Source organism: Mesorhizobium sp. ISC11 (genome assembly GCF_037162595.1).
In the GTDB taxonomy this organism is placed as follows: domain Bacteria; phylum Pseudomonadota; class Alphaproteobacteria; order Rhizobiales; family Rhizobiaceae; genus Mesorhizobium; species Mesorhizobium ciceri.
Map to the genome: position 1 here is coordinate 5116940 of NZ_JAVSPW010000001.1, position 24831 is coordinate 5141770.

The following is a 24831-nucleotide window of genomic DNA, read 5'->3' on the forward strand; positions in this document are numbered from 1 at the left end:
CCTGGTGCATTCAGAGCGAGCTCGTTGGAAACCGCTTATTGTGGCTATGAGCGAACTCGGGATGGAGGAGTGGACCCAAAAATTGGCAAAATGCCCCAGGGAGGATTACATGGGTCGCTCATTCCCCGTACTCGTTACAGGTGCGCGTCGCTTCGCAAACAGCTTGCTTTTGACTTGGCGTTTTTTGCCGTCTCGGCATCGCTCACTAATTCGGCCGCTGCCGACACCGTGAACTGGCGTCAATTCGAAGGGACCAGCATAACTTGGGCCTACGACATCCACCCCTATGCGGATGCTCTCGCTGCGCAATTTCCGGAGTTCGAGAAGCTGACCCGGCATCAAGGTCACGCCGGAACTCTACCCAGACGATTCTTACTGGAACAAGATGACGATCCAACTGACGACGAAGTCGCCAGCATGGGATGTGTTCGGCACTGGCATTCAGCCCGCGTAGGACCTCGCTCCGAGTGGCGCCCTGGAGCCGCTGGACAAATACCTGAGCGATTGGAAGCTTACCGATGCTGGATACGACTACATTACGTGGACATGATCAAGAAGTGCGCGGCTCCTTCCTTCGCGTCCGGCCGCAGCGCGATGACGATCGACTCAAATATGTTCGGCTTCTGGAACGATGTTGCGGGGAAGCCGGCATCCGGCAAGATCGCCTTCGCTCCGCCGCTGCACGCACCGAGCGCCACGAGCTTGGAGTCTGACATCTGGATCTGGGCTCTCGCCATGAACGCGGCTTCCGAAAAGAAGGGCACGGCCTGGCTGTTCATCCCGTGGGCCACCTCCAAGCAGGTGGCGCTCAAGGGTGCCCTTGCTGGCCAGCTCGTCAATCCGCCGCGCACGTCGACCTGGCAGACGACACCTGGACTAAGTACGCTTCGCAGCCCGAGTTCAACAACTTCGTTGACAGCTTCAAAAAGATACAGGACCAAGCCGCGCTGGCTTTCACACCGCGTGTCGGCTTCGGCGAAGCCATGAACGCATGGGCCGTGGCGATGCAGAAGATGGTAAACGGCGATGACGTCGAGACGACGTTGAGGGCGCTTGCCGAAGAAATCCGCACTGGCCTCTGATCAAAAGGAACAGGGCAGTACTATTGCACTGCCCTGTTCCCGCCAACGGCGGAGATCACGCCGTGTCACCCCAAGCACTTAAACCCAGCGTGCCGATGGCAGCCGAAGGACCTGGCGCGCGCGCCTCGTCCGGTTCGGCTTCGCTGGAGGGGCGTTCCATCGACTGTTTCAGCCTTGCAATCATCCAGGCGCTGGCCAAAAGCCAGATGGAGCGCCGGCTCAGGAACCGGCGCAAAAACTCGAGCCTGCCGGCGCTGATCGAGCTGGTGCTGGCGCGGCCGCTGGTGTCGGCAGGTCTGGTCGCGGCCGAGCTGAAAATTAGCCAGCGCGCTGCGCTCGGGCTGGTGCCGAACTCGGCATCCGTGAGGTGACCGGCAGGGGGCGCTACCGGGCGTGGGACCCCGTTTAGCTGCGGCGGGCTTTGGCGAAAGCGACAGCACTGATGATTTTTGCTGTACGCTCATTCTCCCTCATCTGCGCGTTGACAGAAAACCAGCAGGCGAGGGTCACAGCACGCTGTGCTCCCCGCGATTTCCGGAAAACCAATGAAAAACGACTTTGATCGATCGCGCGGGACGTATCATTCAACCATGTCGAGAACGGGCGTGACGGCACGTACACTATGGACCGAGAGAACTTTGTCTGGCGACTTTGCGCACGCTTGCAAAACTCTTCGGAAAACTTCCTTCTGTTGATCCAATGATCGTAATGAGCTGGAGTGGCATCGCCGCTCTCCTCGGTTCTTGCTCTCTCAGTTGAACTTGATGCTAGCCTGCACGAAAACGCCGTAGCGCTTTGCCTTCCAATCGTCGGCCTGCGGGGAACCACGACCGCCCATTGCCTCTTCGAAATGAGCGGTGCCGTTATTCGCCACGGCCGCAACACCGCCTCGAGCTGGACGCCATGCCCATCGCCGTCTTCGGGAATTAGCTTGATCTTGGGCGCATGTGGTGCTGCTCTTTGCCGTCGAGCCGCGTGAAGAGGAACGCCACGTCACCAGAAAGGCTGAGTCGCTCGGTGAGTTGCGTCTGCCCGGCCAAGCCGAGTCGCAGCGAATGCCAATCGTTGTCCTGGCTGAGAGGTTGACGTAGGTGGGACGGTTGGCACACAGGTTCCCCAGTTGGTCGCCTGCTGCGTGCAACCGAAAGCATCGTAGCTCTCGTGCCAGAAATTGTTGCCAACAAAAGCACCGATGCGGTAGCGCGGTGAGTTCAAGAAATTATATCCAAGATCGGCGGTGAAATAGCTGACGCCGCCCCCGCGCTGATCACTGAATGTGTTTGAGTAGCCCCCCATTTCCGTAAGAAGTCCTCGTCATGAGAAAATCCTCCCTGATGCCGCCCGCACCGAGGAGGCCTTTACGAAAATGCCAGTCGGATTGTGGACTCGAATGCGCGTCTAGATCGTCATAGGTGAGCCGCGAGACCAGTGACGTACCTTTATGATTGTAAAGTTCCTTCGATGCGTTGCCGGTACTGGCCAGTAACGTAGTCCACCCTCGAAGGAAAAGACTGAGGCCGCCGACCCGGCTACCGACGCCGACTCGCAATCACCGGCACTCGACGGCGGTTCGGAACTTCTCGGTGCCGCAGCGCCGGCCAAGCCGGACGGGCCCGGTGAAAAATTCGTCGTCGAGGGCAAGGCGCCCGCTGCTGCGCCCGGCCGCGCCGACGATTTTTCTTGGCCGCCAAGGCGGCAGCCTGCGGCCGGGGCCACAACCGAAACGACCACGGCGATCAGTCCGTAAGCTGCCCGGGGCAGCGGAAGGGCGGAAAGCGCCTTCAGGTGGCCGCACAAGTAGGGTCTCGAGACGGACTCAGCGCGGCAGCACGCTCGATCCCATCAGCGCCTCATCGATGGCGCGCGCCGCCTGGCGGCCCTCGCGGATCGCCCAGACGACCAGCGACTGGCCGCGCCGCACGTCGCCCGCCGCATAGAGCTTTTCGACGCTGGTCCTGTAGTCCCGGTCATTGGCCTCGACATTCTTCGAGCGGCGGCTGTCAATGGCGATCTTCATCTGGCCGGCCAGTTCCGACACCGGCCCGCGAGCGGCTGGCCCGGCAAAGCCGATGGCGATGAACGCGAGATCGGCGCGGATGACGAATTCGGTGCCGGCGATCGGCTTGCGCTTTTCGTCGACTTCGCAGCATTTGACCCCGGTCAGCTGGCCGTTTTCGCCGATGAATTCAAGCGTCGCCACCTGGAATTCGCGCTCGGCGCCTTCGGCCTGCGAGGATGACGTGCGCATCTTGGTCGCCCAGTATGGCCAGACCGACAGCTTGTCTTCCTTTTCCGGCGGCTGCGGCCGGATGTCGAGCTGGGTGACGCGCACCGCGCCCTGGCGGAAGGCGGTGCCGACGCAGTCGGAGGCAGTGTCGCCGCCGCCGACGACGACGACATGCTGGCCGCCGGCGAGGATCGGATGCGACGGCCACGCCACCGACTGGATCGGTTCGCCGCCGACACGCCTGTTCTGCTGCACCAGATAGGGCATCGCGTCATGCACGCCGCCGAGATCGTCGCCGGGAATGCCGGCCGCGCGCGGCGTTTCGGAACCGCCGCAATAAAGCACGGCGTCATGTTCGGCGAGCAGCTCGGCAACCGGCTTGTCGACGCCGACATTGACGCCGCAATGGAAGGTGACGCCCTCGCCCTGCATCTGCTCGATGCGCCGGTCGATATAGTGCTTCTCGATCTTGAAGTCGGGAATGCCGTAACGCATCAACCCGCCGGGCCGGCTCTCGCGCTCATAGACATGGACGTCGTGGCCGGCGCGGCCGAGCTGCTGGGCAGCCGACATGCCGGCCGGGCCGGAGCCGATGACGGCGACGCGCTTGCCGGTCTTCTTCTCCGGCGGATAGGGCCTGATATGGCCGGTCTCGTAAGCCTTGTCGGCGATCGCCTGCTCGACCGTCTTGATGGCGACGGGGATGTCCTCGAGGTTCAGCGTGCAGGCTTCCTCGCAAGGTGCGGGGCAGATGCGGCCGGTGAACTCCGGGAAATTGTTGGTCGAATGCAGGTTGCGGATCGCATTGTCCCAGTCGCCATTGTAGACGAGGTCGTTCCAGTCCGGGATCTGGTTGTGGATCGGGCAGCCCGTCGGCCCATGGCAGAACGGAATGCCGCAATCCATGCAGCGCGCGGCCTGTTTCTCGACCTCTTTGTCGGACATCGGCAGCGTGAATTCGCGGAAATGCCGGATGCGGTCGGAGGCCGGCTGGTACTTGTGCACCTGCCGGTCGATTTCGAGAAAGCCTGTTACCTTGCCCATAGTCCAGTTCCTGCTGTCCAGATGGTGCGCCTGGCGACGCCCTGCAGCTGGATCAGATGGGGCATCCCGTCCACACATGGGCCGCACCAAGTTGCCCAAAATTCGACTATGTACACTTGCCGGGCTCAAAGCTCGTGAGGGGCTCGCCATGCAGCCAGTTCTCGACTCTAATCGAAGGAGCCGGGGACTCCATCTGCAATACCACGTTGCGGTCCAAAGCTATTTCCAAAGGTTTCTGCACGAGCTGGTTTCCTCTCAGAGACGGCACACGGGTTCAGGGAGGAGCGCATCGCTCGTCTTGCCCCATTGAGTGCAGTCACAGTCACTCAGTCTCAAAAGCCATGCCAACGCGCTCAGCGCGCAGTTAGCGCCCATTGCTTCGAAAAACCTCGTCAGTGCCCAGATGTTGGTTGTAATGAACCTGACATTTGTCTGACGCTGTCAGCTTTTGGACACGCGATCACGCGCTTCGTGCCGCCAGATGGCCAGGCCGAGCCCTGTGTTGCCAGCGGTCGCTTCGATGATTGTACCGCCCCGCGCGTGCCACGCTGTTCGGCATTAACGATCATCGACAACGCAATGCGATCCTTGATCGATCCGCCGGGATTCTGGCTTTCGATCTTGACGAAGCGACGACACCTGCCGGTATCGAATCTCTTCAGTTCGACGACCGGCGTCTCCCCAATCAGATCGAGCACTGACAAATGGCGGACGCAGGCGAGAGGACGCCTTTGTCGACGGTCGGCGGAACATCTCGAGGCTCATGCGGCTGCGGTCTCCAGAATGTCGGCATAGTGCCGTTGCGCAATATCGGGATGCGAGCGCAGTCGGCTCTTCAGCAGTTGCGGAACAGGGGATTGTCGGGGTCGCTGGCGGGGCACCCGCTTCGGCAGCCAGTTCAGGCGGCAGGTCAAGAAACCGTATGTCGGCATCAAGCCGCGCGCCGAAGAAGAAGGGAATAGAAACAGTGCCCTTCGAAAGACCCAGGGCGACGGAAATCATTGCATCGGGCGAGTTCATGCGCCTGAAGCAGCGCTGGCTGCAACTGCTTCATAGCGACAGGCGGGCGGAGACTCTAGCGGGGCTTTCGCCGCTTGGTTGATTGAGGCTCTCGACGAAGCCACTAAGATTCGGCGGCCGATAATAGCTTGCTGCTCATTGGGACGCCGACCAACGCCGGGATTGAGAAAGGCAACCCTGCCCCACAAGGCGGGTGTCACACGTGCGGTGCGTCCGCTCGTCGCGCCGGATGGTCTTTGAGACCTGGGTTCACGGCTATTCAGATGCACCCCTGTCGGCTTTTCGGTGCAGGCCGCCAGGCGGCGTGTTGCAGCAGCGGTAATTAGTTTGAGAGCGTGCGAGCACGGGCTGCATAGTGAGATCATTTGCCGGCGTGGGGACCAAGGTGTGGCGCAGCCTTAGAGAACTCAACACCGAGACCGGAGCAACGGAGACGGCTCTTTCGTCGAGACAGTTTAATTGGAAGGCCGAGAAGCACCGGCTGGGTAGCGTCACGCCGCATCATTCTTTGCGGAGCTGGAGCGCGCGGGATCGCTGGAGCGGCTGGTGAAAGCGGTTGCCGGGGCGCACGCCAACAACAACACGTGAGCTGGCGCCTCGTGTGGCAAAAGGAGGGGGCGAGAGCCCATGGCCTGCAATGAAGCGATCAAGCATTGCGATCGTGGAACCAAGCTGCCTAGTCGACCATCCGGACCGCGGCCTTCAAGCCAGCTCGCCTTGGAATCGGCCTTCCAGGAATCACCGTCAAGGCCGACTCACGACCTTTTCGCCATGAGCCGCGAAGAGGGCATTCCGCCGGAAGCCGATGGCTGCCTTCTCTCGTTCATCGACGGCTATGTGGTGAGCGGCCATGTGCCGGTCGGCACGGTCAACAAGCTCTTGACCGAGCGGCCCGACATCAAAGGGCATGACGCTGCCCGGCATGCCGATGGGCTCCCCCGGCATGAGTGGCACGAAGGAAGCGCCCTTCGAGATTCTCGAAATCCGAAAGTCTGACGCGACCGGCGGCATCTACGCCACGGAATAGGAGGCTTCGATGATGGAATGCATGAGCGGCATGATGATGTTCGGCACGGGCCTGGTGTGGCTGCTTGTCGTCGTCGTGCTCGTCCTCGGGACGGCCGCGCTGATCAAATACCTGTTCTCCAGCGGCGGCAAAGGAGAAGGGCGTCGGTCCTCTTATCGATGCGTGGCCGCGGCAGGCCTCGGATTGGTCTGGACATTGCCTTGGCTCGCCAACCGGATGGCCGCGCCCCGGCCGCGGCGATAGCGCTAGGCAAGACGGTTTTAGCCAGGCGAAGGTCAGCGCGATTGGAAAGCCCGCTGCCTTCGGGACGCATGCCGGCGCCGGGACCGGCCGCGGTCGTCGGCGGCGGCTACCAGAGCGACATGCCGGGCTTCGGGAATGTCCTCACCGACGAGGAGATCCGGGCCGTTCTGGCCTTCATCAAAAGCACATGGCCCGAGCGGGAACGCGCCTATCAGGCAGATGAGCCGCCGGGAGCGGGAGCAGACACAGTGAGACCAATCCTAGCCGCGGAGCCCTCGAACGCCCCCAACCGGAATGCATTGTCCATGAAAGCGAAACCGTCGCTTGCGATTCAATTTCTGGCGCTGATCCTCGGGACCTCCGCGCTGGCCCACCATCCGGGCGCCGATCTCGACAAGATGAGGGACAGCGCGGAGAGGTTCTTCCAGGCGATCGACGAGCAGGCCGCGCCGCCTTTCGAACTGGCCGACGCGGACGGAAGGGCCGTCCGCCTTCCGATCTCTCCGACAAGATCGTGGTGCTCTACTTCATGACGAGGTAACCTTGGAAGAAGAAGGCGACGGCCACTGGCGGCAGGATGGCAAGCACGCTGGCCGCAAAAAGCGGCCCATACTCATAGAAGCGGGCCGGTTCTGTCGCAAATCGTGCTTTTGGCCACAACTGGACGCTTTCGCGCGCTTATGGACCAGCTCACATGACAGGGCTCGACGTGCCCCGGGGTGGCGCCCTACTTCCACGCTCGCACTGTCACACTCCCGCCGAAAGGCGGGTTTAGTGAGTTATGGCAGTGACTGTGCCACCAGTCCAAACGTCGAGTTTCGCGGCAACTTCGACGCTTTCCTTAGCTGACTTGCCCAAAACCAGCGCGGCCAAAGCATACTGCTTGCCGCTCCCGATGGCATAATATTCACCTTTCACGGGATCACTTGGCAGCCAATTGCCGTCCAACAATACGGCTTCCCCATTTTTGCGCACTATCAGCGCCTCAAATTCAAAATTGTCGTCGTTGCGCGGCACAGGAATATCAGAAACATCCATGCCCTTCTCAACCCAGTCTCGAACGGCCTTTGGAATACCCAAGGACGAAGAGGAAACGCCGATGAGTGTGCCGTCGCATAAGCGAAACACCTTCGTTTTCTCACCGACGGATACTGAGTCAAAACCCAAGGCTCGGCCGTCGCCAGCCATGGTTCCGTTCCTGTAAGCTATTGTTGTCATTGGCACCCTTCTATCGCTGCATCAAACTTCAGGACCTTGCGCATGTCCCCTGTGTCAAGGTCACTGACCGACGGCCTATTTGCCTGATACACGATACAGGCTGCGCTCCTTGAGTTCGCGCACGGGTGGCCGTCATCTTGCCGCCTTCGCGCAATGCCTTGAACAGGCCGAGTCTGTCCCCCAGCGGGAATGACAACCACCTCCATGTCGTTGAAACGCAGGAAATCCGTCACTTTGCCTCGTCGGTAACGGGCGGAGCCGGAGCGGTCGTCACCGGGCAAGCGCGGTCGCAGTAGGTATCCTGGGCAGCCCGTCAGACATGGATGGCTTCGGTTGTGTCATGCGACTTCTTGTTGGTCGGTCACGTGTTTCCGGATAACCAGCATGCGCTGTGCCAAATGAGAAAACCATTTAAAGTCAATCCAGCAGATCTGACTGTATTCCGACATTGTCGGAAATTGGACATCGCCGAACGCGGGCGCTCGGGGCTTGTGATGATACTTGGGCGTGCTGCTTCGGAGGAGGGATGCGCCTCGTACCGGCCGCGAAGCCTTCCTGCATTTAAGGCGCCAGATCAATTGAACGCGATGCCGGGCAGCGTCGCAGCGGCTAAGCCAGCCACTCGCATTGCTCCCTGACAGGATGGTGCCGATCCTGCTGAGATCGCATGCTGGCGCGACGTTGCTTTGCGGCCACCGTCGCGCCTGCCCGTGAACTGTTCGCGCCTGTGCTCATGCTCGCCTTGACACCCTCGATGGGTCCATCCGGGATGGTCAACCATCCGGAACATAGCGGGCAGGCGGGCATCTTCACCAGCAGTCTCTGTGTCGCTCTCGTGGCGGCAAACAAGATCGAGGCTGGCGGGGTGATGATCAACGGTCCTCGAACCATCGATTTTGATCGCGGTGGCCGTTCAGTGCGTTCAAGCACGAGGCGCCGTTAGACGGCACCGCAGCATCATAGCGAAGTGCCATGCAGGACGACTCCCTGCAGCATCGTCTCGCGCAGCCAAACACTTGCCGGATCACTGTTGTGAACGGCCGGGCGTTTGACGGCCTGTGACGCGAAAAGGCAACGGAAGATCTAGCATTTATGGGGGAAATGTTTTTTCGGAGTGCTTGACCCGCAGGAAGGGCAGGGCATGACTGCCTATCGCCCGACCCGGCAAGGCCGCACTCATGACCGGCTGGGCTCGGTTAATCCTGCATGCCGCGCCCATGAGGTTACTTGTCCGGAGTGCGTCGAGCACAACGAGGAGATGTAGTTCACGATCTTTGAAAAGCGTGGTCAACCATCCAAAGTGTGGATGCCTTTCATCGAAACAAACGATTTCATCAATGTTCTGGAATCCTGCATGGGCAGAAGCACCTGATGGACACCGATGCCCCCACTGCCTCATGGCGTGGCGAGCGTCTTAAGAAACCGCCCGAAAGGAGATTTTTCATGCGCTCTACCGGGCAGTGGAGTGCTGGGAAAGGGAGTTGCAACTGACCGGCCATGTCAAACTGTCCGACTTCTTCCGAGCCTATGGACAGACCGGGAGACGCGCACGTGTAGCGGCTCACATCGTCATACTGCACCTACGCCACACACCGGCCGGACCTGATCCGGCTTTATGAGCATTGGGTTTTGTCAGTTGCCCAAGCGTGATGGCTTTCGCGACGCGGCGCGCCTCAGGAACTGAGCCGCGTCCAGGTCGAAACGCGGGAAAGAAAGACAGGAAACAGAATGGCCGATCAATTCGCAACGGACGTCATTGCCCTGATCAAGAAACGCGCCGAGTCGGAGAGCGGTGAGGGAATGCCTGCGTCATTCGTCGGCGAGATAACAATCGCCACGGAACTGGACGCGCTCGGGTTCGATTCGCTGGGTTTGGCGGACGTCCTCTGGGATGTGGAGCAGGCCTACGGCATCAAGATCGACATGAACACGGCCGATGCCTGGTCCAATCTCAAGAATGTCGGCGACGTCGTGGAAGCCGTCCGCGGCTTGCTTGCGAAGGAGGCTTGAATGCACAGGCGCGTCGTTATCACCGGAGTGGGCGGCCTGTGCGGACTGGGCACCGACGCCGCCTCTATGTGGAAAGAGATGCGCGAAGGCCGCTCCGCCATCGGCCCGATCGCCAATTCCGAGCTTCATGACCTGGAGGGCATGACCGGCGCTGAGATCAAGGCGCTGCCCCAGCACGACATCAACCGGGGGCATCTCATCTCCATGGACCGCTTCAGCTTGCTCGCCGTGCTTGCAGCGCGCGAAGCCATGCGGCAGGCCGGACTTTCCTGCGACGAGGGGAATGCCCATCGCTTCGGCGCGACAGTGGGCGTCGGATTTACCGGTTCGTACGCAACAGAACAAACTTACCGCTCACTGCTTTTGGGTAGCGCAATCCGTGCTGAACTCTTCACTGGAGTAAAGGTGATGCCCAGCGCCGCTTCCGTCCATCTTAGCTTGAGCCTCGGCTTGCGCGGGCCGGTCTTCGGGGTGACCTCCGCATGTGCCTCGGCCAACCATGCGATCGCCTCGGCGGTGGACCAGATCAAGCTGGGCCGGGCCGACGTAATGGTTTCCGGGGGCAGCGACGCACCCTTCGCATGGGGCGTGCTGAAAGCATGGGAAGCAATGCGCGTGCTTTCACCCGATACCTGCCGGCCCTTCTCCGCCGATAGGAAGGGCCTGGTGCTGGGCGAGGGTGCGGGCATGGCCGTGCTGGAAAGCTACGAGCATGCCACGAGGCGTGGTGCCACAATTCTTGCCGAGATCGCCGGCGTCGGCCTTTCCGCCGATGCCTTCCACATTGCCGCGCCATCTGTCGAGGGGCCAGCGTCGGCGATGCGCGCCTGCCTTGCCGATGCCGGGCTGAATGCCGAGGACGTCGACTACCTCAACGCGCACGGCACCGGTACCAAGAGCAATGATCAGACTGAAACGGCGGCGATCAAGCGTGTGTTTGGAAACCACGCTTATTCGATGTCCATCTCTTCCACCAAGTCCACGCACGCGCATTGCCTCGGCGCAGCGAGCGCGCTTGAAATGATCGCCTGCGTGATGGCAATCCAAGAGGACGTCGTGCCGCCGACCGCCAACTATCGCGAGCCAGATCCCGCTTGCGACCTCGACATCACACCCAATGTGCCGCGGGAGCGCAAGGTGCGCGTCGCCATGAGCAACGCCTTCGCCATGGGCGGTACGAACGCAGTTCTGGCATTCAGGCAGGTGTAGAAGCCATGCAAGACGCCTCATTTGAGGTCACCTGTCGTATCTAGCTGCTTGCCGGACCACTATGTAAAGCGAGCGCTATTGGCTGCCTCTGCGATGCGGGAATTGGCAGCGGACGTCTCTCGATCAAACAGGCATCTTGCTTGTAGAATTCTTTTAATCGTGAAGCGGCGCGAGTGCGCTATCCGTTGAGGTGAGCAAGGCCGGCGCCCTGGGTGAGCGCTGGTGTCGGGTGGTGGAAAGTACAGGGGGAGCTGTGTGGCCCCTCTTTCTCGGCCTCGACGATGTGCGAAGGAGCCTGCGCGGCGAACGGGCCAACGCCCCAGGCTCAGAACCTGGGCGAACCTAACTCCCGCCAAAGGACAGCCCAGAGCTGGATACACGAAAGAGATACTGAACCCGCGAATCAGATTCTGATCAATCGTCGTGTCTGAGCTCCACTCGGCTCTTACGGAGATAATCGCGCGGCCCGGCAACGGCCGCGCGTGCCGCGGGCGTGAGCTTTGCGCTTCGTCAGAAGTGCCTCGAGCGTGACGACGATAATTGACCAGCCATATGGAACGCATTCGCCCAGTTATCCAAAGCGTGGATACCTTTCATCTAAACAAAGGATTTTACCGTTTTTGCTGCAGGTCCCATAGAAGCGCTTCAAGTTGGAAAGATAGGTAGTTCCGATGGTTGCGTTGGATCTGAGGAGCATCATCTGGTGTGCGGGGCGTACAAAGTCAGTCGCATCTGCATTGCGGCTTGGTCTTTCGGCGGTCCCCACAAGTTACGCCCCGTTGGCGCGACGCCAATTATTTAATCAATGCTTGGACATTTATCTCAACCAGACAGCTACAAGGTGAGGTCTTCCATGCGTCCGAATGTCGAGTGGAAGTTGTGCTGGGAAAATGAGCTGCAACTGGCCGACCATGTCGAACTCTCCGACTTTTTTCGAAAGACCTATGGACGGACTGGCGCCTTCAACGCGGAGCCATTCGAAGGCGGCCGCAGTTGGGCCGGCGCGAGGCCGGAATTCCGCGCAATCGGCTACGACGCGCATGGGGTAGCGGCTCACATCGGCATGCTGCGGCGCTTCATCAAAGTTGGCGAGGTCGACTTGATCGTCGCTGAATTGGGCCTGTACGCGGTTCGTCCGGATCTTGAAGGGCTCGGAATCGGTTTTTCGATGCGCGTGGCGTACCCAGTGCTCCATCAGTTGGGTGTTCCATTCGCTTTCGGCACGGTTCGGCACGCGCTGCGAAACCATGTCGAAAGATTCTGCAGAGCCGGCCTCGCGAACATTGTGTCGGGCGTTCGCGTACGGTCGACCCGTCCAGATGTGCATCCCGACCTGCCGCCCACGCGCCTGGAAGACGTACTCGTGTTGGTTTCGCCGATCGGACGCTCGATGGACGAGTGGCCGTCTGGTACCCTGATCGACCGGAACGGTCCGGAACTATGAAGCCTCTGGACTACATATGCGAAGGGCAGAGTGACAATGCCGATCGCATTGCAGAGCGCAGCGTCTATCTGACGTTTGACGACGGTCCCAATTCATTTTTCACACCGCAGATACTCAATGTGCTGGCGCAACATCAGGTGCCGGCGACCTTCTTCGTTGTTGGGGCCTACGCGGCCGACGAGCCGGAACTCGTTCGCCGAATTATTACAGACGGCCACGGTATAGCCAACCACACGATGACTCATCCGGACCTAGCTAAATGCGGGTCCGTCGAAGTCGACTGCCAGATAGTTGAGGCAAACAGAGTCATAGGGATGGCTTGCCCGCAGGCCATGGTTCGGTACTTTCGTGCACCCTATGGCATCTGGACCGAAGAAGTAATCGCTGCATTAGCGGGTGAGGCATTGGCGCCCGTCCATTGGTCCATTGATCCACGCGACTGGTCTCGCCCCGGCGTTGACGCCATCGTCGACAGAGTGCTCGCCGATATCCGGCCGGGCGCAATCGTGCTGTTGCACGACGGGTGCGCTCCCGACGAATTGCAACCAGGCAATCAAGCCAGTCTGCGCGACCAGACGGTGACAGCGTTGTCACGCCTAATTCCAGAATTGCACGGCCGCGGATTTGTAATCCGATCACTTCCTCAACATCCCTGAACAAACAGAGATCCTATGGACCTTCTCACCACAGCCAGTACTGTTGCCGTTTCGTCTTATGCGGTGCTCTCGACTGTTTACAGAGGCATGCAAGCGGTCTACTCCCAACCGGAAAATGTTACGCCGCCGTCGGAAAGCTTGTTCGGATCCGACCGTTGGCCGAGCGTGGATGTCATTATCCCCTGCTACAATGAGGACCCGCGCACACTCGCGGCGTGTTTAGCTTCCATTGCAAATCAAGATTACTCCGGAACATTTCAGGTCTATCTGGTTGACGACGGTTCTGGAAATCGTAATGCCGTCATCCCGGTACATCACGCCTACGAGGGCGACCCGAGATTCAATTTCATTCTGCTCCGCGAAAATGTTGGCAAACGCAAGGCGCAGATCGCCGCCATCCGCCGCTCATCTGGAGATTTCGTGCTCAGCGTCGACTCTGACACGACACTTGCGTCCGACGTCATCACGAAGCTTGCAGTAAAAATGCGGGATTCCATGGTCGGAGCGGCCATGGGCCAGCTGACGGCATACAACCGCAGCGACACTTGGTTGACCCGATTGATCGATATGGAATACTGGCTGGCTTGCAATGAGGAGCGCGCGGCGCAAGGTCGCTTTGGTGCGGTCATGTGCTGCTGCGGCCCATGTGCAATGTACCGCCGGTCTTGTCTCCTTTCTCTGCTGGATCAATACGAGACGCAGCTGTTCAGGGGGAAACCAAGCGACTTCGGTGAAGACCGTCATCTTACGATCCTCATGCTGAAAGCAGGCTTTCGAACCGAGTACGTTCCAGGTGCCGTCGCGGCGACAGTCGTTCCGGACAAGATGGGACCTTATTTGCGCCAACAACTCCGCTGGGCACGAAGCACTTTCCGGGACACGATGCTTGCGCGAGGTCTACTGCGTGGCCTGGATCGCTATCTAACTTTGGATGTGATGGGAGAGAATCTCGGCCCATTGTTGCTCGGCATCGCGGTAGTAACGGCGCTCGGTGAGTTACTATTTTCACATACAGTAAATTGGTGGACGGTGCTGGCTATTGTCACGATGACCATAATCAGATCTACGGTGTTATCTTTCCGCACTCGGCAGCTTCGATTCATCGGCTATTCAATGCACGCGTTAATCAGGATATTCCTGTTGATCCCCTTGAAGGCTTACGCCCTGTGTACATTGAGCAATAGCGATTGGCTGTCGCGTAAAAGTGTTCCCCTGCCCAACAGCAGCACAAAGGAAATCACAAGCGCGATGCCGCTTGGCGGAGCAAATGCTGCGGGCAATTCTGGAATTGCGGAGTCACTTCATACTGCAGATCTTTCGCTCACAGCTAGTGAAGTCTGACGGCCTTGCAGCGCCGAGTGACCGAGTAAGTTGTGTCAGTCGACACGGGGTGAAGCTTGTCGAGTTACCTATGGTCAGAACGGGGACTATGTGGAAGCGACACGTGGCATCTTGACGTTATTCTTTGGCGGAAGCGATACACACGTCGCTCCGGCCGCGACTTTCCAAAGGTGTCATCTCAAGGCGGTGGCCTGCTCTGAACCAGAATTCGCAAGTAAGCTGCCGGTGGCCAATCGGACTCATTCCGCTTGAGATAGACGCATGTCCAATGTAGCAATCGACCTTACCGGCGTAACCAAATTATTCGGAAACAAGCTCGTTGTGGACGGGCTGTCCTTCACCGTTGCATCGGGAGAGTGCTTCGGTCTGCTGGGGCCTAACGGCGCAGGCAAGAGCACGATTGCGCGTATGCTCCTCGGTATGACCCGGCCTGACGCGGGTGATATAACAGTCCTCGGTCTACCAGTGCCGGCACGCAGCCGCTTGGCCCGCAAGGGCATAGGCGTGGTCCCGCAGTTCGACAATCTCGACCTGGAATTTACGGTACGTGAGAACCTGTTGGTGTTCGGGCGCTACTTCGGCATGAGTACAAGAGAGATCAACGCCGTCATCCCACGGCTGCTCGAGTTCGCTCGCCTTGAGAGCAAGGCGGATTCACGTGTCGGCCTGCTATCCGGCGGGATGAAGCGGCGCCTGACGCTGGCACGTGCTCTGATCAACGACCCCCAGTTGCTTGTGATGGATGAGCCCACGACCGGCCTCGACCCGCATGCCCGCCATCTGATCTGGGAGCGACTTCGTTTCCTGCTGGCGAGCGGAAAAACGATCATTTTGACCACCCATTTCATGGAAGAGGCTGAGCGGCTTTGTGATCGGCTGTGTGTTCTCGAGCGGGGACGCAAGATCGCCGAGGGCAGTCCTCATGCGCTGATCGACGAGTACATTGGGTGCAACGTGATCGAGATCTTCGGCGGTAATCCACAGGAGCTGATTTCGCTGATCAGACCGTACGTTCAGCGTGTCGAGGTAAGCGGCGAGACGCTCTTTTGCTATGCGCCTGAGCCGGAGGATGTGCGCATCCAGCTTCGCGGTCGAGCGGGTCTGCGTATTCTAGAGCGTCCACCCAGTCTGGAGGACGTTTTCTTGCGGTTAACCGGACGTGAGATGGAGAAGTGAGCAATGGGTGAACGTTTTGCGGCCGCTCTACCCGCCAACGCCTGGAACTGGATGGCGGTGTGGCGCCGCAATCATCTGGCATGGAAGAAGGTGGCATTTGCTTCAATGCTCGGCACCCTTGCTGATCCGATGATTTACCTTTTCGGGCTCGGCACTGGCCTTGGACTGTTGGTAGGCCGCATCGAAGGTGCATCCTACATCGCCTTTCTGGCAGCCGGCATGGTTGCGACGAGCGCGATGACAGCATCAACCTTCGAAACAATTTACGCGGTTTTCGGTCGAATGCGCGATCAGGGCACTTGGGAAGCAATCCTGCACACACAACTTACCCTCGGCGACATCGTTCTCGGTGAATTGACCTGGGCAGCCACAAAGGCTTTTCTGGCCGGTACGACAATTGCGATTGTTGCGGCCGCGCTAGGTTATGCCGCGTGGACGTCGGTTCTCTACGTGCTACCGGTCGTCGCTCTCACCGGATTCGCCTTTGCGAGCCTGGCCATGCTCGTCATCGCGCTCGCGCCCAGTTATCACTATTTTATTTTCTATCAGACGCTTGTCATCACACCCATGCTGTTCCTTTCGGGCGCGGTTTTTCCAGTCGGCCAATTGCCAGGAGTGTTTCAGCAGATTGCGGCCTTCTCGCCCCTGGCGAATTCTATCGAGCTAATCCGTCCGGTGATGCTCGGCCGCCTGGGCGACAATGTAGGGCTGCATATAGGCGCACTTTGCATGTTCGCTGTATTGCCTTTTTTTCTGTCGGCTGGACTGTTTCATCGACGACTAATGCGTTGACGCTTGCTTACACCCATTAACCAGAAGGAGGTCCGCAATGCCGGATGCAAACTGCCCACAGCGGCCCGGAGGCATGCGTATGCTAGGAATCGCGAGTGGTACAACGCCGAAGCCGGGCGCCACCCAGCCGCTGCAGGCACCCGCCCAGCTTCGCGACCACACCTCGAAGAACAGGCTGGATGGTGAGGCGCGGACCCACCCGGAGCGTTCAATCGATAGCAGCCAAGCTTCTTGTGCGCGTCCACAGACCGTCGCGGCCATTATTTAGTTGGATACACATGCAATGACCCACAACGAAGCAACTCCTGAGCCTTTTGTGATCCTTGCTATGCCAAGGACCGGAACACACTATTTAGAAGAATTGCTAAACGAGCATCCGACCGTTTTGAGTAACGGTGAGTTGCTAAACGAATATGATCCCAATTGGCCCAGCACTGATCGCCTGCTAGGCACGGATCGCGAGCTTCTTGAGCTTGCCTATGTGCGCTGCCCTATGCGCGACTACAAGAATGTGACGCATCTTGGATGCAAGATCAATGAACCTCAGTTTCGCGAGCGTCCCGCATTCTTTGCGGAACTGGCTCGTTGGCCAGCACTCAAGGTCATCCTTGTTGTTCGCCGAAACGTATTGGAATCGCTCCGATCCTTTGTGCAGGCCAGGGAAAGCGGTCACTGGCTGAAGTTCAGCTGGGACAACGATACCGCTCGGCCACCGAGCGTCAGGTTGTCAATCGCCGACTGTGAGGCTTATTTCAAAGCCGCCGACGATTTTCACGCTCGCGTTATGGACTCCTTCACGTCGACCAACCTGCTTGTAATGGAATACGAGAGCCTACTTCACGAACCTGCCCAATGCCTGGGAGCGGTTTGGGATTTCCTGGGCGTTCCAGCGCTTGAGCCATCAGATAACGCCATCCTGCAGCGCCAGGAAACGCGACCGCTGGATCAAACGGTGGAGAACTTTGACGAGTTGCGGATTCACTTCGCACGGGGACCTTATTCAAGATTTTTTGACCTCGGAGATTCAATGCGCTCCTACGCTTAATCGCTTGTACCGCGTGCTCTGATGGGCGTGTAGGATATCCTGCAGTTTGCGCGCATTCCGTCGCAAAACTGACAAACCAAAGTCACCAAGACGACAGAGATATCGGCCGGCAGTCGATCTGCGGCAGACATCAAAGACACGGCCGCAAGGCGACCTGGTCAATTCCCTCTCTGGCGAAGCACTTCTTCAGACGCGATCTTTGGCGAGCCTTGAGTGCAAATTCCGGCAAAGGTGGAGGGTTCCAGTGCGCAACCCGCACCAATCTCGCTGGACGGGACAGGCCTCCAGTTGGCACGGCGCTTGCTCCGAGATGACAGCAGCGCTCGACCGGAGCGCAGCATGGGAGAAGGAGGAGCCCCCACCCCGATCCGGTCAGGGAGAGAGAAACGGTGTTGGTTCCAAGAGTCCCCCGCGCGATCGCAGCGCCCCGCAAGCCCCATTTTGCCCGGACCTACGTGCAGGTGCTTGCCGCCATAGTCCTGGGAGCCGCAATTGGCTACCTCTATCCGGAAACCGGCCAGAGCCTGAAGCCGCTCGGCGATGCCTTCATCAAAGTCGTCAAGATGATTATCGCACCTGTCATCTTCCTGACAATTGCGACCGGCATTGCCGGCATGAGCGATCTGCAGAAGGTCGGCCGAGTTGCCGCCAAGGCGATGGTTTATTTCCTCACCTTCTCGACACTTGCACTCGTTGTCGGACTGATTGTCGCGAATATCGTTCAACCTGGCGCCGGCCTCAACATCGATCCGGCCTCGCTCGATGTCCAAGCCGTTAAGGGCTATGTGGCCACGGCTCACGAGCAGTCCGTGACCAGCTTCCTGATGAACATCATCCCGTCAACGATTGCCAGTGCCTTCGCGGAAGGCGACATCCTGCAAGTCCTGTTCTTCTCGGTCCTGTTCGGCATTGCTTTGGCGATGACCGGAGAGACGAGCAGGCCGGTCGTTACCTTTCTCCAGGCGCTTACCGCCCCCATTTTTAAGCTCGTCGGCATTCTGATGAAGGCTGCACCCATCGGCGCCTTCGGCGCAATGGCCTTTACGATCGGCAAATACGGAATCGGTTCGGTGGCCAACCTCGCGATACTGGTCGCGACGTTCTATCTTACCGCCTTCCTCTTCGTGTTCGGGGTTCTCGGCGCGGTCTGCCGCTACAACGGCTTCTCGATCTTTTCTCTCGTCCGCTACATCAAGGACGAGCTGCTGCTTGTCCTGGCAACGTCCTCCTCGGAGGCCGCGCTGCCCTCGCTAATGGAGAAGATGGAGAAGGCCGGCGCCGCCCGTTCGGTCGTAAGTCTCGTCATCCCTACTGGATACTCATTCAATCTGGACGGTACCAATATCTACATGACGATCGCCGCCCTCTTCATCGCCCAGGCGACGAACACAGATTTGTCAATTGCCGATCAGATCCTCCTGCTGCTAATTGCGATGCTTTCCTCGAAGGGTGCGGCAGGCGTCACCGGCGCCGGCTTCATCACATTGGCCGCTACTCTCTCTGTCGTGCCGAGTGTTCCCGTTGCCGGAATGGCTCTAATTCTTGGCGTGGACCGCTTCATGTCGGAATGCCGCGCGCTGACGAATTTAGTCGGTAATGCGGTGGCATCGCTCGTTGTCGCTCGCTGGGAAGGCGAATTGGACCAGTCACGGATGGAAACCGCTTTCCGCGGTTAGGGTTACATCAAACTGGCTCCCCGCAAGCAAGATCGCAACAGCGCGACGTGTAAGTAGCGGCCTTGACACAACAGTCGAATTGCCAGCCTCCAAAGAGCGCTGGAAATAGAGTACTAACGCAGTGAGTAATACAACACCATGAAGCCCCTAAGCAAACGAACGGTTCACGGAGACTCATCTGGGTGCGCATGGAGCGCTGTTCGTCGAATGCGCTATCCGCGGGGTGGGGGAACTATTTCAGCTTGCCGCCCCAAGCCGTCGCGGGAGCGCACCGGATGATGGAGGACCGGCCGATCAGAATCGCTAGGGGAAAGCGCGTCACAATAGCCGATCTCGCCCGCGAAGCCGGAGTCAGCGTAGCAACAGTCGATCGGGTTCTGAACGTCCGCCTTCCGGTGCGAGAGGAGACCGCCCAGCGGGTCCATGCGGCCGCGCACGCGATCGGCTATCATGCTGCCGGTCTCATCAAACAGCGCTTGCAGCAGCACCTGCCGCACTACAAGCTGGGCTTCATCTTGAGAAAACCTACCCACGATTTCTACCAAGATTTCGCTCGCAAGATCGAAGAGTCGGTCAGTATGGCTAAATCCTTCCACGGCCTTCCGATCATCGAGTTCGCGCAGTCACATTTGCCGCGTGACCTGCTCCCGCTTCTTAAGGACCTTGGGAGCCGCTGCCAGGCGATCGCCATGGTGGCGGCCGATCACCCGAAAATCACAGCATCAGTCGAGGAGCTCAAGGCGAAAGGTATCCCGGTATTTTCGCTGCTATCCGACTTCGCCGATGGCGTGCGCGAGGGCTACATCGGCCTCAACAACAGCAAGGTCGGACGGACTGCCGCTTGGGTGTTTTCCAAGGCCGCAAAACGGCCCGGCAAGGTGGCGGTGTTTGTCGGAAGCCATCGCTTCCAGGCGCATGCGACGCGGGAAACGGCCTTTCGTGCGTATTTTCGTGAGAACGCGCCAAAATTCGAGGTGCTTGATGCGCTCGTGAACCTTGATGAACGGCAGCTCACTTACGAAAAATTGCTGGATCTTATGCAGCGGGAACCAGAGCTCGTCGGCTTCTATATGGCCGGCGGGGGGATAGAGGGGGCAATTTCCGCGCTCCGAGAAGAGGGGAGCGGTCAGGATCTCGTCGCGATCGTGAGTGAAATGACGCCGCAGTCACGTGGGGCGCTTGCGGATGACATCTTGACGATGGCGGTCGGCACGCCAATGCGCCGACTTTGCCAGGAGCTGATAATGGCAATGGAGCGGGCCATCAAAGCCGGCGTCGCGGAGAGCCCGGGGCAGACATTTCTGCCGTTCGACATTTATCTTCCGGAAAATATTTGACCTTGATGGATTTCTATCATGAGCGCCCATTTTCCTTTCACCGATGAAAGGAAAGCTCGATTGACTCGGCCGTCTCTGTCCGATCTGTGAACCGGCGTGGTTCCGTCTTGAAAGAAGCCGGATGCCGAAATGGCAGCCGCGCTTCATGGAAGGAAAGTCAAGCAATGCGCCAGGTATCGCCCCGCTTTGCACTCGATCACATGGCGGCGCCCCGCCTTGACGTCAGTGCGCTTTTCGCGCTTGCCCGTGACCAAGGCCTGACCGACGTCCAAATCCGTTACCCTCATTTCAGCAATCCTGTCGCACGCGGCATTCCGGCTGCGGACGTTCGGTTGGCCGCTACCGAAGCGGGCGTCACGATCATCTCTGTCAACGCCTTGCAGCGGTTCAACGACTGGACTCCAACGCGTCAGGCCGAGGCAAGCAACCTCGCCGATTATGCGACGGCGTGCGGGGCGGAGACGCTCGTGTTGGTGCCGGCCAACCGCAGCTCGTGGCCCACCAATAGCGAGCGCCAGGACAATCTTCGTTTCGCTCTAAACGAGATCAAGCCAATCCTCCAGTCGCGGGGTCTGATCGGTCTCATCGAGCCGCTGGGTTTCCGAACCTGCTCGCTTCGATCAAAGAAGGAAGCGGCCGAGGCCGTTGCCGCGGTTGATGGCCAGTCCGTCTTTCGCCTCGTGCACGACACGTTCCACCACACCCTGGCCGGGGAGACATGCCTGTTCTGCGAGCTTACCGGCCTGGTGCACATTTCAAGCGTAAACGACCCGACCTTCTGGATTTACCCCGATCGCTTTCTTGCAGGTTCCGACAATGGCAGCCAGATTCAGGCGCTGCTGGATGGCGGCTACGCGGGACCTTTCTCATTCGAGCTGGTCGAGGAAGTCCATTCTCTGGACGATCTCGCAGGCGCACTTGCCGCCAGCATCGACTTTATCCGGCGAGGGCTATTGTCGTCAAAGTAGATGGTGACAGGAGTAGTGACTATAGGTGCGCCTGAATTTTCCGTGGGTTCACAGCGGGGCAGCCATCCGAGATGCCTCCTGTATCATTATCTCCCGCATCCAGATGCTTGCCGGATCGCTATTGTGGAGGGCCGGCCATTGGAGGGTCTCGGTGAATGTGGGAAATGGCAGCGGAAGTTCGATAACCCGCAGGGGGAACGTTTTTTCGAAATGCCTGACCAGCCGTAAGGGCATGGTCGCTATACGAGCTGTGCCGGACACCATAGGTGGAATCATGCTGAAGCCCTGCACGGCGACCTCGACACGTCTCTTAAGGCCATGCTCAAGCAAAAACCATTCCTCGATAGACGGCTTCATCGTACGCCCGAACCTGACCGCGACGTGCCTCATCGACATGTATCTCTCGAATGTAAGCTGCTGTGGCAGCTGCTTGTTTGTGGGACAGCCTACGCACACGAGCTTCTCGTCAAACAGCGCAACGCTTGAATGCACACTCGACGTGAACATATCCGGTAGAATTAGAAAATCGACGTCACCGCGCCGGAGAAGCTCATCGGGGCTATCGTCGACAGGCAGCAGTTCGAAGCTGACGGCGGGGGCTTCCCGTGAAATACGCTCCACAAGCTTTTCGAAAAACACGAGCGTGACGAAATCGGAAAGAATGATCCTGAAGAGGCGATCGGCTCGAGCTGGGTCAAACGGATCCGAAGAAATAATCGAGCACTGGATGTGCTGGAGAGCGTCGCGAACTGCGGGGGCAAATGCTGCCGCACGCGGGGTTAGAAATCTTTCGCGACCTCTTATCGTAAACAGTTCATCGCGGAAATAATCGCGCAGTCGGGCGACGGCCGCACTCATGGCGGGCTGACTCAGGTTAATCCTGCGTGCCGCCGCCGAGAGATTACGCTCCGTCAGGAGTGCGTCGAGCACAACGAGGAGATTTAGATCAAGTCCTTTGAAACGCATGTCATCAGCCATCCATGGGATGGATGCCTTTAACCGAAACAAACGACTTTAACAATTTAGCATTCTTGCAATCTTTTGTCGCAAAAAGTTTATGATGGATGACGTTAAGGTCCGACATATGAGCCGCGTGATCTGCCGAAGCGAGCAATCGTTCGTACTGTGCAGGTCAGAGATTGGCAGTTTGAAACGCCGGGCCGATGGCGCCGGTCTATCAACCAGCGTCTTCGGCGGCCCCGACCTAGCTAGGCGTGGAACCTAATAGGGTGCACCTTTCCAGTCCGAGGCGACTGATGGGCGGTTTGATCCTAAGCTGCCGTGAGGCCTGTGCCAATTGTATCGGCGAGCCAATGCAGCAGTCCGGCAGCGTTTTTGAGAGCTGTTGTAGGCTCGGCCTAAGCCCATTGGCGCAAGCCTATCTGAACGAAGCGCTTGGCCTTGCCGCTATCCGGTATGTGATCTGTGGTGCCTTCTCGTCCTGCTGTTCTTGTTTTGGAACGCCCTTATGGTGAGCCCATCCGGGACGTGGGGCACCGGGAGCACAAAGGTGCAGGCAGGCCGTCAATAGACCGTGGGCTGAGAGCCCGAGCTCGTTACATGGCCGCCCCTCGCGACTTTCCCGGATGCGCTGCGAGCGCGGATCAGTAGATGTCGTGTTGCCCGCCAGCTCCCGTCTTTGACCGAGCCAAGAAGGAGGAACGGGCATGCTTATCATCGGACTGGATATTCACCGCGCCTTCGCCGAAGCAGTGGCATGGGAGGAGGGCAGGCTCAGGCGACTCGGCCGCGTCGACATGCGGCGCGATCTGCTGGCGGCGTTCGCCGCGAAGCTGTCGCCGAACGATGTCGGGGTGATCGAGGCCACCGGCAACGCGACGTCCGCTGCAGCTGTGGTTGCGCCGCATGTGAAGAAGGTGGGGATCGCCAAGCCGAAACAGGTGTTTATCGTTGCCTATGCCAAGATCAAAACGACGATCGACGCCGACGTTCTTGCGCAGCTCTATGCCAGCGGCTTCTTGCCAGAAGTCTGGATTGCGGACGAGCCGACGCAGGCTCTGCGTCGACAGGTGACACGGCGCAATCAGATTGTCCGACAGAGATCTCGATTGAAGAGCGTCATCCAGTCGATCCTTCATAGCCACCTGATCCGTCCTGCCCGCATGCTGACCTGTGCGGCGCCAAGGGTCGGACCTGGTTAATCGAGCAGGTCGTACCGCAGGACGAGCGCCTCGCGATCGATGGGCATCTGCGCGAGTTCGACCGATTGGGCGAAGACCTCCAGGTCATCGAACGCGATCTTGTCCGCTCGGCTCTCGAGGATGAAGGCGTGAAGCGGCTGATGACCATTCCCGGCGTCGACATCACCGTCGCGCTGGCGATGAAGGGCGGCGATCGGCGACGTGTCGCGCTTCGACGATCCGCAGAAGCTCGTGACCTATCTCGGGTTGAACCCAAGCGTCCAGCAGTCCGGCCAGGTCCGGCCTACCATGGGCGGATCACCAAGCAGGGCCGTGGTCATGCGCGCGGCATGCTCGTCGAGGCGGCCTGGGCGGCCGCTCGTGCTCCCGGACCGTTGCGAGCCTTCTCCCTGCGGCGTGCGAGCCCGGCGCGGACAGCATGTCGCGGCCGTGGCAACCGCACGCAAACTCTCTGTCGTGATCTGTCATCTGTTGAGAAGGGCGAGAGTTACGCGTGGGCTCGACCCTCCCTGCATGCCAAGAAGCTTGCGCGATGTGGAACTCAAGGCCGGGAGCAAGGCTGTGCGCGGCCAAAAGGGAGCGCACGCCTACAACATAAAGAGCCACCGGGAAGAAGAGCGCCGCTGGGTGGAGCAGGCCGAGGGCGCCTATGCACGCCTCGTCGCCGGTTGGAACCCACGAGGTCCGAAGAGGGTAGGCACGGATGCCGCAAACGAGGCGCGACGATAGAAGCTGCGCGGCAGGGCTCTCATCTCGGACCCTGCTCTTCGCCACGCGGTCGTCCGTGCGCGACAGGAGAATAGCGCAGATTTATCAAAAAGGCTCTTGTCGATCACATCAGTGGTCTTGGGCGCTGTACGGCCGGGTGAAGACTTTGCAGGTGGCCCGGAAAGCGTTTGACCTGCAGCGAAGCAATTGTCGTCATTACGCGCTCGACCCGGGCGCCCAGCTTGGCATAAGGGCTACGTGGCCTCAGGAAGCGTCGTCGCCAATGCAGACCATGGACGAATTCCCAGCCGATGCCGAGATGCCGGTCGACCGTGCCTGTCGCCGTCCGGTGATGCGATGCCCCCGAGCGGATGAGTTCGCCCCGGATGCTCCCGGTCACGACGCACGGGTTCGGGTTCCAAGGCGCTCAGTTTTGTTCGCGCCCA

General features: G+C 59.3%; 21 protein-coding genes and 5 pseudogenes. 20 read left to right on the forward strand and 6 right to left on the reverse strand.

The features are described from left to right. Positions 1-540: 540 nt before the first annotated feature. The 3 genes and pseudogenes from RPF88_RS24795 to RPF88_RS24805 all read left to right on the forward strand — a co-directional run. Positions 541-987, forward strand: coding sequence for an extracellular solute-binding protein (locus RPF88_RS24795; RefSeq protein ID WP_236383562.1), 447 nt, complete (start codon positions 541-543; stop codon positions 985-987). Between the two features lie 283 nt (positions 988-1270). Next, positions 1271-1491, forward strand: a pseudogene (locus tag RPF88_RS33430) (helix-turn-helix domain-containing protein); the annotation flags it as partial. A 1143-nt stretch (positions 1492-2634) separates the two neighbouring features. Beyond that, a pseudogene (locus RPF88_RS24805) lies at positions 2635-2829 on the forward strand (DUF459 domain-containing protein); the annotation flags it as partial. Positions 2830-2898: 69 nt separating this feature from the next. Here RPF88_RS24805 and RPF88_RS24810 read toward each other — a convergent pair. The 4 genes and pseudogenes from RPF88_RS24810 to RPF88_RS24825 all read right to left on the reverse strand — a co-directional run. Further along, positions 2899-4353 carry a glutamate synthase subunit beta gene (locus tag RPF88_RS24810; RefSeq protein ID WP_063169408.1) on the reverse strand — a complete coding sequence of 485 codons (1455 nt, stop codon included), beginning with the start codon at positions 4351-4353 and terminating at the stop codon, positions 2899-2901. Between the two features lie 41 nt (positions 4354-4394). Next, positions 4395-4546, reverse strand: a pseudogene (locus RPF88_RS24815) (TlpA family protein disulfide reductase); the annotation flags it as partial. A 290-nt stretch (positions 4547-4836) separates the two neighbouring features. After that, positions 4837-5106: pseudogene (locus RPF88_RS24820) on the reverse strand (pyridoxal-phosphate dependent enzyme); the annotation flags it as partial. Positions 5107-5114: 8 nt separating this feature from the next. Continuing rightward, positions 5115-5319 (reverse strand): annotated as a pseudogene (locus RPF88_RS24825) (isopenicillin N synthase family oxygenase); the annotation flags it as partial. A gap of 681 nt (positions 5320-6000) precedes the next feature. Between RPF88_RS24825 and RPF88_RS24830 the strand changes: the two are divergent. From RPF88_RS24830 to RPF88_RS24840, 3 genes are read left to right on the forward strand one after another with little or no spacing between them, the layout of a single operon-like run. Further along, entirely contained in the window at positions 6001-6369 is a 369-nt protein-coding gene (locus tag RPF88_RS24830; protein ID WP_063169406.1) for a DUF411 domain-containing protein, read from the forward strand. Between the two features lie 40 nt (positions 6370-6409). Continuing rightward, positions 6410-6643: a hypothetical protein gene (locus tag RPF88_RS24835; protein WP_127312611.1), complete on the forward strand. Its 234-nt coding sequence runs from the start codon at positions 6410-6412 to the stop codon at positions 6641-6643. A gap of 41 nt (positions 6644-6684) precedes the next feature. After that, positions 6685-7176: a c-type cytochrome gene (locus RPF88_RS24840; protein WP_244514239.1), complete on the forward strand. Its 492-nt coding sequence runs from the start codon at positions 6685-6687 to the stop codon at positions 7174-7176. Positions 7177-7414: 238 nt separating this feature from the next. Here the strand turns inward: RPF88_RS24840 and RPF88_RS24845 are convergent, their stop codons facing one another. Then, on the reverse strand, positions 7415-7831 hold the full coding sequence (locus RPF88_RS24845; protein ID WP_063169404.1) for a hypothetical protein: 417 nt from the start codon (positions 7829-7831) through the stop codon (positions 7415-7417). A 697-nt stretch (positions 7832-8528) separates the two neighbouring features. On the opposite strand from RPF88_RS24845, the gene RPF88_RS24850 reads away from it, so the two are divergent. The 12 genes from RPF88_RS24850 (at position 8529) to RPF88_RS24905 (ending at position 21515) form a co-directional block, all read left to right on the forward strand. Then, complete coding sequence (locus RPF88_RS24850) at positions 8529-8804, forward strand: hypothetical protein (RefSeq protein WP_063169403.1); 276 nt, start codon at positions 8529-8531, stop codon at positions 8802-8804. 785 nt (positions 8805-9589) lie between these two features. Further along, positions 9590-9871, forward strand: a complete 282-nt coding sequence (locus tag RPF88_RS24855; RefSeq protein ID WP_029356603.1) for an acyl carrier protein — start codon at positions 9590-9592, stop codon at positions 9869-9871. Beyond that, the gene (locus RPF88_RS24860) at positions 9872-11080 is read left to right on the forward strand and encodes a beta-ketoacyl-[acyl-carrier-protein] synthase family protein (RefSeq protein ID WP_337123393.1); all 1209 of its coding nucleotides are present in this window, start codon (positions 9872-9874) and stop codon (positions 11078-11080) included. It abuts the gene before it with no gap. 853 nt (positions 11081-11933) lie between these two features. Next, positions 11934-12524 (forward strand): NodA family N-acyltransferase, encoded by a 591-nt coding sequence (locus RPF88_RS24865; RefSeq protein ID WP_063169401.1) that lies wholly within the window; start codon positions 11934-11936, stop codon positions 12522-12524. Beyond that, positions 12521-13180 carry a chitooligosaccharide deacetylase NodB gene (gene nodB, locus RPF88_RS24870; RefSeq protein WP_063169400.1) on the forward strand — a complete coding sequence of 220 codons (660 nt, stop codon included), beginning with the start codon at positions 12521-12523 and terminating at the stop codon, positions 13178-13180. Before RPF88_RS24865 ends, nodB begins: the two co-directional genes overlap by 4 nt. A gap of 15 nt (positions 13181-13195) precedes the next feature. Further along, complete coding sequence (gene nodC, locus RPF88_RS24875) at positions 13196-14521, forward strand: chitooligosaccharide synthase NodC (protein WP_063169399.1); 1326 nt, start codon at positions 13196-13198, stop codon at positions 14519-14521. A gap of 261 nt (positions 14522-14782) precedes the next feature. Beyond that, complete coding sequence (gene nodI, locus RPF88_RS24880) at positions 14783-15697, forward strand: nodulation factor ABC transporter ATP-binding protein NodI (RefSeq protein WP_024505873.1); 915 nt, start codon at positions 14783-14785, stop codon at positions 15695-15697. Between the two features lie 3 nt (positions 15698-15700). Beyond that, complete coding sequence (locus RPF88_RS24885) at positions 15701-16489, forward strand: ABC transporter permease (RefSeq protein ID WP_063169398.1); 789 nt, start codon at positions 15701-15703, stop codon at positions 16487-16489. A 283-nt stretch (positions 16490-16772) separates the two neighbouring features. After that, a complete protein-coding gene (locus RPF88_RS24890; protein WP_127266955.1) occupies positions 16773-17534 on the forward strand; it encodes a sulfotransferase domain-containing protein in 762 nt (253 codons plus the stop codon). Positions 17535-17923: 389 nt separating this feature from the next. Further along, complete coding sequence (locus RPF88_RS24895) at positions 17924-19210, forward strand: dicarboxylate/amino acid:cation symporter (RefSeq protein ID WP_063169396.1); 1287 nt, start codon at positions 17924-17926, stop codon at positions 19208-19210. A gap of 275 nt (positions 19211-19485) precedes the next feature. After that, positions 19486-20547 carry a LacI family DNA-binding transcriptional regulator gene (locus RPF88_RS24900; protein WP_051695606.1) on the forward strand — a complete coding sequence of 354 codons (1062 nt, stop codon included), beginning with the start codon at positions 19486-19488 and terminating at the stop codon, positions 20545-20547. 164 nt (positions 20548-20711) lie between these two features. After that, positions 20712-21515, forward strand: coding sequence for a TIM barrel protein (locus tag RPF88_RS24905; protein ID WP_063169395.1), 804 nt, complete (start codon positions 20712-20714; stop codon positions 21513-21515). A 48-nt stretch (positions 21516-21563) separates the two neighbouring features. On the opposite strand, the gene RPF88_RS24910 is transcribed toward RPF88_RS24905, so the two are convergent. Next, positions 21564-22481, reverse strand: a complete 918-nt coding sequence (locus RPF88_RS24910; protein ID WP_063170390.1) for a LysR family transcriptional regulator — start codon at positions 22479-22481, stop codon at positions 21564-21566. A 701-nt stretch (positions 22482-23182) separates the two neighbouring features. Between RPF88_RS24910 and RPF88_RS33435 the strand changes: the two genes are divergently transcribed. Both RPF88_RS33435 and RPF88_RS33440 read left to right on the forward strand, forming a co-directional pair. Beyond that, positions 23183-23677, forward strand: a complete 495-nt coding sequence (locus RPF88_RS33435) for an IS110 family transposase (protein ID WP_095769983.1) — start codon at positions 23183-23185, stop codon at positions 23675-23677. 179 nt (positions 23678-23856) lie between these two features. Next, a complete protein-coding gene (locus RPF88_RS33440; protein ID WP_353812186.1) occupies positions 23857-24480 on the forward strand; it encodes a hypothetical protein in 624 nt (207 codons plus the stop codon). The last annotated feature ends 351 nt before the right edge of the window (positions 24481-24831 follow it).